This is a genomic window from Desulfovibrio sp., assembly GCF_009712225.1.
Taxonomy (GTDB): domain Bacteria; phylum Desulfobacterota; class Desulfovibrionia; order Desulfovibrionales; family Desulfovibrionaceae; genus Desulfovibrio.
Genome location: NZ_WASP01000006.1, coordinates 583637 through 597697 on the forward strand (window position 1 = coordinate 583637; position 14061 = coordinate 597697).

Sequence of the window (14061 nt, forward strand, 5' to 3'; positions counted from 1 at the left end):
CGCCACCTCATTTGTGCGGCTTCTTTTCTTTTACGGGCCCAAGACAGAAGCGGATAGACAAATTCTCTTAAATTATTGCCTGATTGTACGAGGTTCACATATTTTGTGTTGTTTCGGCCTGGCTGTATCTGTTAAAGGACAAAAAAACGGAGACAACCATGCACGCACAGCCCCACGAAAAATGCGACCTTCTGTCCATACAGCGCCAGACGCTGGCTAACAGCATTGCACGCTGGACAGAGACAACCCACCGGCTTGAAACAAGCGTGCCGGGTTTGCTGCTGGTGCGATACGAAGCCCCTACCCAGCCCAGCAGCGGCGTATATGAACCGTGCATCTGCCTGGTCGCTCAGGGCGCCAAACGGGTGGTGCTGGGCGATGACGAGTACGTGTACGACGCAAACCATTACCTGATCTCGTCTGTGGGCCTGCCCGTTGTGGCCAATGTGGTAGAAGCCAGCCCCGAGGTTCCGTTGCTGGGGCTGGCGCTCAAGCTCGACATGCGCATGTTGGCCCAGATGCTGGTGGACAGCAACCTGCCAGCCAGCCGCCCCGTCAGCCGTGCAAGCTGTTCCGGGCGTGGCATGCGCGTGAACGAGGTGAGCATGCCCCTGCTCAACGCCTTTCAGCGCCTGCTCGACCTGCTCGACAACCCGCACGATGTGCCTGTGCTCTCGCCTCTCATCCACAAAGAGATTCTTTACCGTTTGCTGGTGGGCGAACAGGGGCACTATCTGCGCCAGCTTGTGTCAACCGGCAGTCATGGTTTTCAGATAGCCAGAGCCATTGACTGGCTCAAAAACAATTTTATCCAGCCCCTCAAGATCGACAGCCTTGCACGGCAGATAGGCATGAGCACGTCTACCTTTCACTACCATTTTCGCGCCATGACCAGTATGAGCCCGTTGCAGTACCAAAAATGGATGCGGCTGCACGAGGCCCGCCGGCTCATGTTTATGGAGCATCTGGACGCCACCAGCGCGGCTTTTCAGGTGGGATACGAAAGCCCCTCCCAGTTCAGCCGCGAATACCGCCGCCAGTTTGGCACACCGCCTCTGCGTGATATAAAAAACCTCCACAGCAGCCAGCCCGACGCACCCTCTGCGGAATCTGCCACGGCCTGAACTGCACCGGCATTTCATGCCCTGTTTGCTGTCGGGCATTGTGTGAGAGTTATTCGACACACTTCAAATTGATATTGACTTTCAATTTCTTTTATTACATTTTCTTCCTGCCATGGTCGCGCTGATCACAAACTGGTCTGCGCCCATACGCCGCACCACACACCCAATTCAGGAAGAACAATGACACCCTCTCAGGTTATCTCAGCCTTGCAAACGCTCACTCACATCCGGCAGCCGGTTTTCTTGTGGGGAGCGCCCGGTATCGGCAAAAGCCAGATAGTTTCTCAGGTTGCCGCCATACACGATCTTGAACTGCGCGACATTCGCGCGGTTCTGCTTGATCCCGTTGATTTGCGCGGCCTGCCCCGCCTTAGCGACCAGGGTACTGCCGTGTGGTGCCCCCCATCATTTTTACCCGGCCCCAGCGATGCCCCACAGGGAGTGCTGTTTCTGGACGAACTGAACGCCGCCCCGCCGCTGGTGCAGGCGGCCTGCTATCAGCTCATTCTCGACCGTGCCATTGGCGAATACCGGCTGCCTGACGGCTGGTGCATAGTAGCCGCCGGCAACCGCGAAAAGGACAAGGCGGTTTCTTACCGCATGCCATCGGCGCTGGCCAACCGCATGGTACATCTGGAATTTGACACCAGCCTCGACGACTGGCTTACCTGGGCGCAGAACGCAGGTATTCGCCGCGAGGTCTGCGCATTTTTGCGCTTCCGCCCCCGCCTGCTGCACGACTTTGACCCCCAACGGGCAGAAAAGGCCTTTGCCTCACCCCGTTCGTGGGAATTTGTATCGCGCATTCTCGATGCCCAGCCCGCTCAGGACGTCGAGTACGAGCTGTTTCAGGGCACGGTGGGCCCTGCCGCAGCGGCGGAATTCATGGGTTTTTTGTCTGTCTGGCGTGAGCTGCCAACCGTAGACTCCATACTGGCAGACCCCAGCGAAGCAGAGGTGCCGCAAGAACCGGCAGCGCTCTACGCCACCTGCGAGGCCCTGAGCTTGCGGGCAACAAAAGACACCATGGACGCTCTTACCGCCTATGCCGAACGCCTGCCTGCGGAATTCAGCGTGCTGCTCATGCGCGATGCCGTCTGCCAGAATACGGAAGTGGTGCACACGTCAGCCTTTAGCCGCTGGGCAGAAAAAAACGCTGAGGTACTACTTTAACTATGCGCGCCAACCAACTACCGGCGCAGAGTCCCGCAGGTGCCAAATCCGCTGTGACCGCATACATAGAGGCAGAACACCGCATTACACGGGCGCGGGCATCCCTGGTTATGGAGCACCCATTTTTTGGCTCCCTGGCCCTGCGTCTGCGCCTCAAGGCCGACCCTGCCTGCGCGGACATGTGGACAGACGGCAAAACCCTTGCCTACAACCCGGCCTTTGCCGCCGCCCTATCGCCAGACTCGCTGGTAGGAGCCATGGCGCACGAGGTTCTGCATCTGGCCTTTGGGCACCACCTGCGCCGCAAAGGGCGCGATGCGGCACAGTGGAACCGCGCCTGTGATCTGGCAATCAACCACATCCTGCTCGAATCAGACTTTACCCTGCCTCAAGGGTTTGCGCACAACCCTGCGTATGCTGGCATGAATGCGGACGAGATATTTGAAGCTCTGGCAAGCCTGCAGGAAGCGCCAGAAAACAAGGGGGCCAAAAGCGCGCAGGCCGCACAAGGCACTGAAAAGGCCGAGGGTGCGGGATCTGCCGGTTTTGAGGGCGGCAAGCAGACAGAACCTGCCGCACAACCTCAAAACCCGCAGGGCGACAGGCAGCAGGACAAGCAGCAAAATTCCCCGGACCCGCAGGCTGCAGCGGGCAGCAAGGCCGCAGATAAAGACCGCGGAAAGCCAGAACAGTCAGAAGGCAAAACAAACTTTACCGGCGAGGTGGCAGACCACCCCGATGCCCAGGGCGCTCAGAACGATCAGGCACTCAAGGCCGCCAAGCAGGAGGCTGACATAGCCATGATGCAGGCCCTGCAACGCGCGCGTCACATGGGCAGCATGCCCGCCGGTCTTGCCCGTCAGCTCAACTATGCATGGCGGCCAAAACTAGACTGGAAAGCTCTGTTGCAACGTTTTTTGGAACAGTGCGCGCAAAACGATTATTCCTGGGCCAGCCCCAACCGCCGCTATCTGTACCAGAATATTTACCTGCCCGCACGTCGCGAGGCCCGTCTGCCCCACGTGGCATTGGCTGTTGACTGTTCCGGCTCTGTGGACGAGCAGGCGCTCGCCATGTTCTGCGCGGAACTCACAAGCGTACTTGATGCTTACGACACCACGTTGACCTTGCTGTTTCACGATACCAGGGTGCAAAAAAGCATCACCCTCACGCGCACGGACATGCCAGCCACCCTCAATCCCGTTGGCGGCGGTGGCACAGATTACAGACCTGTCTGCGCGCACATTGAAGATGAAAACCTGCAGCCCACATGCCTCATCTGGTTTACCGACCTTGAATGCAACCGCTACCCCGCCGAGCCGGAATACCCGGTGCTGTGGGTCTGCACCGCACCGCATGAAGAACAGCCGCCATTTGGGCAGGTGCTGTACCTCACCACAGCAGCTGGCGCGGCATAAGCCCCGCACGGCATCGGGGTGTAAGCACTGTCTGGCAAACGCTGCCGAGTACAGGCAGCGCAAGGAGAATGCATGATTATTGAATGGAAAATCACAAAAAAACGCGGCTACTTCAGACCTGCTTTGCACTACAGCGTGCGGCTAGAAGACCACGAAAAAGCATTGGCCCTGCCCATTGTGAGCATTGTTTCAGACATTCCGCAGCCGGAAGAAGACCGGCAGGATTACTGCTACCCCGGTCTTTTTGAGCGTGCGGCAGGTTACACGCCCACACGCTTTTACACTCTTGAGGCACCCTCGCACAAAGGACATTCGTGGACGCGCTGCCTGATTCTGCCCTGGCGTGCAGCTAACGAATACCCTGAAGTTGAGCAGTCGTTTCAACGCCTGCGTGATGTCCTTGAGGCCGAAATAGAAAAGGCCGACAACAGCCAGCCCATGAATGAGAACGGCAGCGTTCAGACATCGGCGGCCGCCAAGGTAATGCTGGCCCCTAACCTGCTGGCAGAACGCCTTTTGCGCCTCGCCAGCAACGCCCAGGCAAGTTGAACGCAGGCTGCTCTGTAACTGTAATTGCAATTAAATTACGATACCAACAGATGCATCGGAAAATTGAATACAATAACTGTTCAACATCGCATCTTTTTTGAAACAGACATGTATTAAATTAAGCTACATGCCTTTTACGGCTCAACCCTGATTAGCAACCATCCACGCAAACAAATTTATAAAAAGTTTAATACGCTGAAATAAATCATAAATTTATTACATAACAAATCATTAAAAACATATTACACCTGTTTTTATTATTCTTTTTTATTCGCCACGTTGCAGTTTTTATATATTTGAATTTTGACATGATTTATTTATGGCAGTAATAATTAGCACAAAACAAATCCATACTTTCCCCCTACTGCTCCAAAAGATTACGATGCAATAAAATTACCTGCAATGCCATGCCATTGCCAGTATTTTCATGCATCGTACATACTGTACCCATATTCGGTTTCCCCAAACTGACAGCGTGCCATAGACCCATTGTGAGTTAGCTATGCGCATTAAATACAAAGTTTGGAGCCTGGCCACAGTAATTATCAGCATAATCATTTTTGCTGATATTTATTATGGATACCGTCATATTGAATCATCCATACAGATGGAGCTCAACCATGACGCGGAAGACGTAAGGGCAATTCTTATGTCTACCCGCAGGGTCTATCAAAAACAGTTCATTGAAAGTGGACTACCGGTAAATGAGCATACTGTTGGTTTTTTGCCTGCGCATGCGCTGTCGCACATTTCTGTCGAATTTCCCCATTGGAACACCACCGGCCTTACTTTCAACAACGTTTCAGACAAGCCCCGCAATCCCCTGAATCGTGCCAACAGCTTTGAGCTGGATGCCATGGCCTGGTTCAGGGCCAATTCGCACGAAAAAAGTCGTCTGCTAGAGATTTCAAAAGACGGTTCGTCATTCTACCACTACACAAGCCCTATCTGGATAGAAGAATACTGCCTCACCTGCCACGGCAGCCGCGCTACTGCCCCTGCCTCCATTGCCGCAGCCTACTCGGAATCTTACGATTATAATGACGGTGAGCTGCGCGGCATTTTAAGCATATACATGCCCACGGAACAGCTGCGAAAAAACAGCTATGCCGCATGGGGGGCGCAGCTTGCAATTCGCCTTGTGGGCTACACCTTGCTGCTGCTTGCGCTGGGTTTTTTGCTCAACAAATACGTGGCTAACCGGCTAGCACGGCTGGAAGAAAACGCAAAAAGACTCGCAGCTGGCGACTACTCTGCCCGGGTTCGACACATTGGCAGCGATGAAATTGGCGACCTTGCCACATCAATCAACACCATGAGCAGGGAAATTCAGAAAAGGGACAGAACCCTGCGTGAAAACGAAGAACGCTTTCGCCTCACCTCAGACAGCATTAAGGACGCGCTGGTACTACTCAGCAGCGATGGCGAAATCATTTTCTGGAACAAGGCGGCAGAGCAGATTTTTGGCTACACGGCAGGCGAAACAATAGGTCGTATTTTGCTCGATTTTCTGGTTCCGGAGCGCTACCGGGCCGAGATTGCTGCCGGGCTGAAAGAATTTGTGCAAACAGGCCAGGGCATGTTTTGTGGAAAAAGCATTGAACTGAGCGCCCTGCGCAAGGGTGGGCAGGAATTTGCAATTGAGCTTTCACTTTCATCCATGAACACCCTTGGCAAATGGATTGGCATTGGACTTGTGCGGGATATATCTGAACGCAAGCTGGTTGAGGCAGAGCTTGCGGCTCACCGCGACCAGCTTGAGCAACTGGTTGTATCGCGCACACGTGACCTGATGATAGCCAAAGAAGCCGCGGAAGCTGGCAGCGTGGCAAAAAGCGCCTTTCTGGCCAACATGAGCCACGAAATACGCACGCCCCTCAATGCCATAACCGGCATGATCCACATATTGCGCCGTTCGGGGCTTACGCCAAGCCAGAATGACAAGCTGGGCAAGATTGAGATCGCCAGCAACCACTTACTTGAGATAATCAACAATGTTCTTGAATTATCCAAGATTGAGGCGGGCAAGTTTGTGCTGCAAACGGTTCCCGTGCATATAGAGAACCTGCTTGAAAACATCTCGTCAATTCTTGGGCAAAAGGCTTATGAAAAAGGCATTGAACTGATAACAGAAATGTCTCCCCTCAGCTGCCCCGTTTATGGTGATGAAAGCAGGCTGCAACAGGCGCTGCTCAACCTTGCTACCAATGCCCTAAAATTTACCGATCACGGGCATGTACGCCTGAGCGTAAGCCAGGAATCGCAGACAGACAGCACCATAACCCTGCGCTTTGAGGTTGAGGATACAGGCATAGGCATAAGCCCTGAGCAGCAGCCCCGGCTGTTCAGCGCGTTTGAACAGGCCGATAATTCGCTCAGCCGCAAATACGGTGGCACGGGCCTGGGCCTGGCCATAACCAAAAAGATGGCAGAAATGATGGGCGGCAGGGCGGGCATGACCAGCACCCTGGGCAAGGGCAGCACATTCTGGTTTACCGCCACCCTTACCAAAGCAGCACCGCAGGCTGCAGAAGAAGTTTGCGGCCGCATTGACAATGCGGAGGCAACCATTCGCCAAAAGCTGCAAGGCAAGCGCATACTGCTGGTAGAGGACGAACCCATCAACAGGGAGATAGCGCAAACCCTGCTTGAAGATGTTGGCTTTACAGTGGATCTGGCGGAAGACGGTGCAAAGGCTGTTGAACTGGTGCGGGCAAAGTCCTACGACCTGATTTTTATGGACATGCAGATGCCGCACGTAAACGGTCTTGATGCTACCCGCGATATACGCCAGCTTGCGAAGGGAAGTACGATTCCCATCATTGCCATGACAGCCAACGCCTTTGCCGAAGACCGCGAGTTGTGCCTTGCTGCAGGCATGAACGACTTTATCGCCAAGCCTGTCTCAACCACGCTACTGTATCAGAAGCTGTGCACCTGGCTGCAAAAACGCACTTAAGGCGGGCAGCACAAGCCTCTTGAACCATGACATGAATTATCCATTCCAAATCGCAGGGCAGCATTGATGAAAAAAGGACCGGCAGATCACTCTGCTGGTCCTTTATATCTGCTGCCTCGCTGCCATGCCCATACACAGGCCTATGCCCGTAAAACCTGCTCAAAAAGCATGATCCACAAAATGCAGCAGAAACTGACAGCTCTAACCTGCGCAATACAAAGCGACGCTTGCCGCCAGATTGCGCCCCTCCGAACCAATACGAACCACTCCCCAAGAGTTAGCCAGCAACTGCAAAAAACATAAAGGCGATCAGCTGCCTGCAGCTAGCGGCACATGGCACGGAAAACTTCAAGCATCTGATCATGATTCAAAGGCGTTCCGTCGAGTTTCATTCCGGTTGTAGTAAAGCCGCCCTCTCGCATATTGATCTTGAACTGCGAGTAATACGACATTCTTTCGCCGGCCTGCCCGATAGTACCCGTGACTTCTACCAGCACGTCGCCCTTGCTGGACGTGCCAGACTCCCAGTAGGGCCTGTTCACGTTTCTGGCGATCAGCTGACCTACGGTCATTCTGTTGCAGACTTTCAGCTTCTGGGATTTGACATATTCAACAGCCTTATCATCTGCACATGCTGTTGTTGCCAGAAGAAGAACTGCGACAACAGAGAACAAGACATTCCTCAACATGACAATTTCCTTGATTAAAATGTTGACACCGCAAGGCAACAATTCAATACATGCTGTTTTTAGCCAAAAACCAGAAAATGCATTAAAATCAAAAGTTATCTCGCGTATGCACCATGCTGCGTGCAGCAAAACAGCTGGGGATACGAATAAGAGCGGGTAGCTCCTCACCCAGCAAGCAAACCGCGCCGCTTCTCTTTTCGATACTGAGGGATCATGGCGCGCAACACATACTATTTTGCTTGCTCATAATGTACGTGAGATTCTGGTAAAAATTGTCACCAAATTTTCCGTTTTTGTGTCGTTAAATTGGGGGACAGAACAGGCTCAAGGGCGGGTTTATTTGTTGCGCAACGCTGCAAATTTGCGCAGCTCTTTCATGCCGCCGATTCCAAGTTTTTCAATGATGCGAGCATAGTACGTCTTGACCGTATGAATGCTGATATGAAGAGCTTCCGCAATTTCTTCGCTGGTTTCAGCTCTGCCGATCATGGTTATGATCTGTTCTTCACGCGAGCTCAACACTGTTTCCATGCCCTCTTGGGGCACAAGAAAACGGTTGGCCAGACTTTTTGTGGCCCTGGGGCTGGCATAGCGGTTGCCCGCTAGAACCTGATCAAGAGCCGTGAGCAGCACATCCGCTACTTCACGCTTTGTCACATAGCCTGCTGCACCAGCAACAAAGGCTCTTTCAACGGTTTTGCGGTCTTCGTGCATGGAATAGATGACCACGGCCACATTGTGCGCCAGCAGGTCATCAATGAGATCAAGGCCAGATTCGTCCCCAAGTGTCAGGTCGACCAGGGCAACATCTGCAGTGGAATCCTTTAGCCGGGCAAGCACCTCGGCGCGGGTCTCCGCCTCGCCGCAAATGACATGACCAGACTTGGTCAGCAACAGCGACAGACCACTGCGCATGGCAAGGTGATCGTCGATCAAAAATACGCGCGCCCTGCGGGGTTGGTCTTCACTCATTCCATATCTCCTGTCAGTTCCTGCTCTGTGTTGCACTGCAGCCGGCAGACAAGACTCGTGCCGCCGCCTTTTGAGGCTTCAAAAGTCAGCTCTGCGCCAATCATCCTTGCCCGGTGGGCCATGATTCTCAATCCCAGCCCGCCGGTTGGCGAGGTTGCGTCAGTTTTTCCTACGCCGTCGTCCGAAACCGACAGCACCAGCTCGCGCGCTGCGTTGCAGTTAAGCACAATGCTGATACGGCTCGGCTTGGCATGCTTTACTGCATTGGTCACCGCCTCTTGCGCTATGCGGTAGAGCTGCAGCAGATGCGGATTATTACAGGTGGCACAGGGCAGATCTTCCACAAAATCCACATCGATGCCGCTCGATTCCCCAACCCGCCGAGCGAGTTCTTCAAGCGAGGGCCCAACTCCGTCGATTGCGTGCTCCACCGGCCACAGCCCGCGCGAGAGGTCATAGGCAAGGCTGACAGATTCGTTGAGCAGAGCGGAAAGGTCGGTCAGGTTGGTCAGAGCCTCCTGACCCATGCCAGGCTCCAGCGCCAGCACAGAGCACCGCAACCGCGCCACGGCCAGATGCTGGCACAGACCGTCGTGCAGATCATGGCTCAGGCAGCGGCGTTCTTCCTCGCTGACCTTGATAATCTCCTGCTCCAGGCGGTTGCGCTCTTCCATCTCGGTTTCAAGCGCTGCGTTTTTGTCTTCCAGATCTTTTGACAGGAATTCTACTTCCCTAAAAGCGTTGGAAAACCGTTGCGCCAGTGCAAATGCCTGTGACAGGGCAAAAACAAATGTTCCTTCTTGAATCAGCAGTATTGAATTGATGAAGCCCATGTGACAAAAAATATCGTTAATGGCGACCAGCCCTATGACAATGGAGCCAATGAGCAAAAACAGCGAGCCCGTATGCCCGCGCAAAAAACAGATGGACAGCAGCACTATATAGCTGCCAATAAGCAGAAAAGATGCCAGCATGTAAAAATGCAGCGCATTAAAAACAGTAATGTCAGTCTGCGTGAGACATAAAAAAATAAAGCTCAGACTTCTGAAATCGCAAAAATACTGAATGAAAAGAGGAAACTCATTTTTATATAGCGACCTGTAAAACCTGTACAGAATTGATGCCGAACAAACATAGCATACAAGAGATAATTTTTCCAGAAATAGCGGATAATGATTTGGAACAAAAAGTGTGACAACCCACTCTGTGGAATCGGACGTTATGAAGTGCCCGACGAGGACAATACAGTATAATCCAAAATATAATGTAGAAACATCCTTGTTTCGCCAGTAATGCAAAACAAGATGGTACACCCCCATGAACAGCAGCCCGCCAATCAAAAGCAGTGACCAGCCCCAGGTGCGGATATGGGCCGATTCCAATGGCTCTTCTGACGACAGGACTATGGAATCGCGCACACCCCCACGGCGAAAATGGTAATTTGAAATTTGCAGCACCAGCTCAATCTCTGAGCTGACATCGGGAAACGGAACAATCTTGTGTGTACGGTGGGCAAGCTCTGTATCCGCATCGGTACCGGGTTCGCCGCTTGCGGTCAAAAGCATTCCATTTGCCCATATTTTGTAGGCAGCTGGAATATTATACACTTTTAACGCCGCATCAGTAATTTTTTGACCGGGAACAATGCGCAGCCTGAATGTGGCCCGCCCCGTTCCCGGCAGGCTTTGCCCGTTGAGCACAAACCCCTTCCATGAACCGGGAAAATACTGGTAACCGGTCAGCTCTGCCGGGCTTGCAGCCTTGAAGTCATCTGGCGCAAGCAGCTGGTTCCAGTAGAATTCCCACTGCCCGTCCAGCTTAACGGGCCCGTCCCTGTTCAGCCTCCAGCTCGAAAGGTCAAGCACCCCCTGTTCCACCACTGGCGGCTGGGCCGCTGGCCCGGCAAACGCGGCAGAACCAGACACAAGAAGCAACAGAAGGAGCACCAGCAGACCTGCCCGGCTGATTCTCATAGGCGGCTCCCGGCCCGGGAATACTGCGCCAGACAACACACAGGCAAAAGGTATGGAAGAAAATCAGGCGCGCCAATAAAGGCCCGCAAGCGTGGGCACAGAGCGCCCGGCAGAGCGGCAAGGCATGTTATAAGTTGGCGCGCAAGGTTGTTCATCTGTGCGGGTCAGCCACGGTTGCGATGGTTTGTTTGCCAATTAAATTGGCCTGATAAATCCATGCACACAATGCGCTTTTTATGGCCGTAACGCCACAGTTATCCAGCGACCTGCCCGCAGCGGCAGCTAATCTACCTTGCCATTCAGTATGTCTTTGAGGGTAAACTTTTGCACTGTTCCTGCGTCGTCTTTAAACGAATAATTGGCGTCGTCTATCTTCCACACGCCAGATTCATTGATCAGCACAAAGGAGTAAGGGATTTCATCGCAGTCTTTACAGCATTCCTTGCTGCGGTTGCTGACCTGCATGGCGTATGTTGCGTTGTTTTTGACCAAGCCAAGCACCTTGACCGGCTTGCACAAATCCTGGCCGTTAACCAGAAAGTCAAAATCAAGGTAGCCCATGCCGCCTTCTTTTTTCGCCAGTTCGTCATCCTTGCGGAGCAGGCCAGCCAATTCTTTGGAAACCATATTGTTTTTTAAAACATACTCGGTAGCACTGGGGCTCGTTTTGGTGGGGTGCAGCACGTTTTGGGAATAGTCTGCAAGCAGCTTTTCATACTTTGCCTTAACGTCGCCTGCTTCATCTGCGCTCTGGGCAGGCGACCACATGGAATCGACGCAGCCAGCCAAAAGAACAAGAAAAACTGCCAGCTGAACCGTAAATCTGCACTTTTTCATACTACCCCCGCATGGTTTGAAAAAAGCAAACAGCCAGACCCGTGCATGACGGGAACTGCCCTCTAGCCAGCATTATTAAAAACAGACAGGCCGTCTGTCGCAAAAAACTACGATTCTTTGTCAGCACATTTGGTGACAGGGAGGAGGGTATTTATATTGTAAAGGCAGAATAATTTGACAAACAATACAGAAATTCCAATGGGTAGCCAGCATTAAATTGGGGAGGCCGAATAAAGGCAAGGATATCCACGCCAGATGAACATTTTTTTAAAGTTTCGGCGTGGTTCTCTTATCTTTCAACAAAAATCGACTATTGTGCGACACAAAAGGCACAGGTAACGTCCATTAATTCTTTAGTGCTTGTGATGGAGTTAAAATAACGTAAAAAGAGCTTATGAAGATTTTCTTCATAAGCCCTTAAAAATGGTGCGCCCGACAGGAATCGAACCTGTGGCCTACAACTTAGGAGGTTGTCGCTCTATCCAACTGAGCTACGAGCGCAATTCGCATTGTGTAGTAATTCTTTCGGCTCATGTCAAGCTGAAGGCGGTGCCTGGCTTTGTCAGCGGCTCTGACGGCCAGATAAACGGCACAGGCAATCCCGCAGGGTTCAATCAATCTCAGAAAAATCGAATCTATGGCCTACAACTTAGGAGGTTGTCGCCCTGCCCGGCAGCGCTGTAAGCGCATACTGCAGCACCGGTTTGTCCACAAGAGCTGCCATCAATTTCAATTGGTCTGGCTGCCCTATCCTGCCACACTTTAGTTGCCGCCCCAAATCAGCAGGGCCAGCGCGCCCAGCGTACCCAACAGTACGGCGTAGGCCTGTCGGGTGCGTAGCGAAAGCACCGCCCCAAGCAGAGCCGCCACATACAGGGCTGACCACGTTACCGCTGGCAACGCTGGCTGTGTGCGGTGCGCCGCAAGCACAGTCAGCAGAATATAAATAAGCGTAAAACAGACCGCATACAGGGCCGTTTGCCACATGGCCCGGCACAACCCCGCCAGCAGAATCACACGCCCCGGCGAGGCTGGCCCTTTGCCGCCACACCAGTTCACCACGGCATCCACCATGGGGTTCAGCTCAATGCGCTGTCGCAGCTCACACCAGCTGGCAGTGTAGGCCGCCATCATGGACAGAATAAGCGGCAGCAACGCCAAACCCGGCTGATCTAGCCCAAAGTGCCTGCATAGCGGAAACACCAGCAGAAAACTCAAGCTGCCATAGGGCGGCACAACGCTGCCCAGTTCAAGGGCATCAAGCCACAGAAGTTCAATGATTATGCCAAGAGGAAGAGCCAGCGACCAGTCGCCGGTAAAGAAGCCCGCAAACAGGGCCAGACAGATGGGACGGTCTATGAGGCCGACGATGCAGGTTGATCGGGCAGCGCCAGCCAGGACAAAAAAAAAGCGTAGGGAGCCCCGGCAGCGATAATATCAGAAAAGTTGATCATTGGGGCCTCGAACTGTCTCGGTAGGAACACAGCGAAAATCAAGCTGCACAAGATGGTCCTGAATAATGTGCAGGTCTTCCCTGTCCTGGGCTGATAGCGCCACATGCGGCAGCACCTGCAGCTTGTCCGGGCCATAGTGCAGGTTGCCCATGTTCAGCACCGGCATGAGCACACCGGCATCACAGGCCTGTCGCGCATCCTGGCAATTGGCAAAGAGCACAAAGCACTCGTCGCCACACGAATTCAGAGTGGCGCCCAGATCCTTAACAGTGATAAAATGGGTCATAACCCTGTGCGGCACAGCCAGTTCAATAATCTGCTGCCGCATTATGTCGCCTGCAAGTTCGTCGTTGGCAACCACCAGATGTCGCGCCCCTGTGTAGGGTAACCAGGCTTCGATTACCTGGCCGTGAACCAGGCGATTGTCCACGCGAAACCACATACTAGCTATCGGCTTTGTCGCGAGCTTTGTTGCGCAGCATGCTGCCTGCAACCACAATACCCTTTGCGCCTGCCTCGCCAGCTATGCGGGCCAGCTCGCCCAGCTCTTTGTCGCGTGAGGTAAAAACCTTGAGCAACATCGGCAGGTTAACGCCAGTAACAACCTCTACCTTGTGGGTTGCCAACAGCGAAAGGGCAATGTTGGTGGGCGTGCCGCCAAACATATCCGTAAGAATAATAACGCCAGCGCCCTTGTCGAGCCGCTGGGTTGCGTCTGTAAGACGGCGAACGGTTTCTGATACCTCATGGGCAACATCAACGCTGATTGAGCTGCAATCGCTCTGCTGCCCAAGAATAAATTCTGCGGTGCGCAGCATGGCCGTGCCGTAATCGGCATGCGAAACCAGAATAATTCCGACCTGGGTCTTCTTGTTTTCGTCCGTCATGACAACCTCACGCAACAGAACGTGCC

The 14061-nt window shown here is 53.3% G+C and carries 13 protein-coding genes and 1 tRNA gene; 6 read left to right on the forward strand and 8 right to left on the reverse strand.

The features are described from left to right. Nucleotides 1-158: 158 nt before the first annotated feature. The 5 genes from F8N36_RS07955 (at nucleotide 159) to F8N36_RS07975 (ending at nucleotide 7223) form a co-directional block, all read left to right on the forward strand. Entirely contained in the window at nucleotides 159-1124 is a 966-nt protein-coding gene (locus tag F8N36_RS07955) for an AraC family transcriptional regulator (protein WP_291332265.1), read from the forward strand. 180 nt (nucleotides 1125-1304) lie between these two features. Next, nucleotides 1305-2297, forward strand: coding sequence for a MoxR family ATPase (locus tag F8N36_RS07960; protein ID WP_291332266.1), 993 nt, complete (start codon nucleotides 1305-1307; stop codon nucleotides 2295-2297). Between the two features lie 2 nt (nucleotides 2298-2299). Continuing rightward, a complete protein-coding gene (locus F8N36_RS07965; protein WP_291332267.1) occupies nucleotides 2300-3715 on the forward strand; it encodes a VWA-like domain-containing protein in 1416 nt (471 codons plus the stop codon). Between the two features lie 72 nt (nucleotides 3716-3787). Beyond that, on the forward strand, nucleotides 3788-4264 hold the full coding sequence (locus tag F8N36_RS07970) for a hypothetical protein (RefSeq protein WP_291332268.1): 477 nt from the start codon (nucleotides 3788-3790) through the stop codon (nucleotides 4262-4264). Between the two features lie 607 nt (nucleotides 4265-4871). Continuing rightward, nucleotides 4872-7223, forward strand: coding sequence for a response regulator (locus F8N36_RS07975; RefSeq protein ID WP_291332269.1), 2352 nt, complete (start codon nucleotides 4872-4874; stop codon nucleotides 7221-7223). A gap of 323 nt (nucleotides 7224-7546) precedes the next feature. On the opposite strand, the gene F8N36_RS07980 is transcribed toward F8N36_RS07975, so the two are convergent. Then, complete coding sequence (locus tag F8N36_RS07980; RefSeq protein WP_291332270.1) at nucleotides 7547-7795, reverse strand: hypothetical protein; 249 nt, start codon at nucleotides 7793-7795, stop codon at nucleotides 7547-7549. 4 nt (nucleotides 7796-7799) lie between these two features. Between F8N36_RS07980 and F8N36_RS07985 the strand changes: the two genes are divergently transcribed. Beyond that, nucleotides 7800-8072, forward strand: coding sequence for a hypothetical protein (locus F8N36_RS07985; RefSeq protein ID WP_291332271.1), 273 nt, complete (start codon nucleotides 7800-7802; stop codon nucleotides 8070-8072). Between the two features lie 176 nt (nucleotides 8073-8248). Here F8N36_RS07985 and F8N36_RS07990 read toward each other — a convergent pair whose 3' ends face one another. The 7 genes from F8N36_RS07990 to F8N36_RS08020 all read right to left on the reverse strand — a co-directional run bounded on the left by F8N36_RS07990 (nucleotide 8249) and on the right by F8N36_RS08020 (nucleotide 14035). Further along, the gene (locus tag F8N36_RS07990; protein WP_291332272.1) at nucleotides 8249-8884 is read right to left on the reverse strand and encodes a response regulator transcription factor; all 636 of its coding nucleotides are present in this window, start codon (nucleotides 8882-8884) and stop codon (nucleotides 8249-8251) included. Continuing rightward, complete coding sequence (locus tag F8N36_RS07995; RefSeq protein WP_291332273.1) at nucleotides 8881-10857, reverse strand: sensor histidine kinase; 1977 nt, start codon at nucleotides 10855-10857, stop codon at nucleotides 8881-8883. Before F8N36_RS07995 ends, F8N36_RS07990 begins: the two co-directional genes overlap by 4 nt. Before the next feature lie 282 nt (nucleotides 10858-11139). Then, nucleotides 11140-11694 (reverse strand): hypothetical protein, encoded by a 555-nt coding sequence (locus tag F8N36_RS08000; protein ID WP_291332274.1) that lies wholly within the window; start codon nucleotides 11692-11694, stop codon nucleotides 11140-11142. Nucleotides 11695-12118: 424 nt separating this feature from the next. Further along, a tRNA-Arg gene (locus F8N36_RS08005) sits at nucleotides 12119-12195 on the reverse strand. Nucleotides 12196-12456: 261 nt separating this feature from the next. Continuing rightward, nucleotides 12457-12912: a hypothetical protein gene (locus F8N36_RS08010; RefSeq protein ID WP_291332275.1), complete on the reverse strand. Its 456-nt coding sequence runs from the start codon at nucleotides 12910-12912 to the stop codon at nucleotides 12457-12459. A 219-nt stretch (nucleotides 12913-13131) separates the two neighbouring features. Continuing rightward, nucleotides 13132-13590 carry a PTS sugar transporter subunit IIB gene (locus tag F8N36_RS08015; protein ID WP_291332276.1) on the reverse strand — a complete coding sequence of 153 codons (459 nt, stop codon included), beginning with the start codon at nucleotides 13588-13590 and terminating at the stop codon, nucleotides 13132-13134. A gap of 1 nt (nucleotide 13591) precedes the next feature. Next, on the reverse strand, nucleotides 13592-14035 hold the full coding sequence (locus F8N36_RS08020; protein ID WP_291332277.1) for a PTS sugar transporter subunit IIA: 444 nt from the start codon (nucleotides 14033-14035) through the stop codon (nucleotides 13592-13594). Nucleotides 14036-14061: the final 26 nt, after the last annotated feature.

Excerpts from the sequence above, each read along its gene's own strand:
- F8N36_RS07955 (WP_291332265.1), top strand. The coding sequence starts at position 159 with ATGCACGCACAGCCCCACGAAAAATGCGACCTTCTGTCCATACAGCGC.
- F8N36_RS07960 (WP_291332266.1), top strand. The coding sequence starts at position 1,305 with ATGACACCCTCTCAGGTTATCTCAGCCTTGCAAACGCTCACTCACATC.
- F8N36_RS07965 (WP_291332267.1), top strand. The coding sequence starts at position 2,300 with ATGCGCGCCAACCAACTACCGGCGCAGAGTCCCGCAGGTGCCAAATCC.
- F8N36_RS07970 (WP_291332268.1), top strand. The coding sequence starts at position 3,788 with ATGATTATTGAATGGAAAATCACAAAAAAACGCGGCTACTTCAGACCT.
- F8N36_RS07975 (WP_291332269.1), top strand. The coding sequence starts at position 4,872 with ATGGAGCTCAACCATGACGCGGAAGACGTAAGGGCAATTCTTATGTCT.
- F8N36_RS07980 (WP_291332270.1), bottom strand. The coding sequence starts at position 7,795 with ATGACCGTAGGTCAGCTGATCGCCAGAAACGTGAACAGGCCCTACTGG.
- F8N36_RS07990 (WP_291332272.1), bottom strand. The coding sequence starts at position 8,884 with ATGAGTGAAGACCAACCCCGCAGGGCGCGCGTATTTTTGATCGACGAT.
- F8N36_RS07995 (WP_291332273.1), bottom strand. The coding sequence starts at position 10,857 with ATGAGAATCAGCCGGGCAGGTCTGCTGGTGCTCCTTCTGTTGCTTCTT.
- F8N36_RS08000 (WP_291332274.1), bottom strand. The coding sequence starts at position 11,694 with ATGAAAAAGTGCAGATTTACGGTTCAGCTGGCAGTTTTTCTTGTTCTT.
- F8N36_RS08015 (WP_291332276.1), bottom strand. The coding sequence starts at position 13,590 with ATGTGGTTTCGCGTGGACAATCGCCTGGTTCACGGCCAGGTAATCGAA.
- F8N36_RS08020 (WP_291332277.1), bottom strand. The coding sequence starts at position 14,035 with ATGACGGACGAAAACAAGAAGACCCAGGTCGGAATTATTCTGGTTTCG.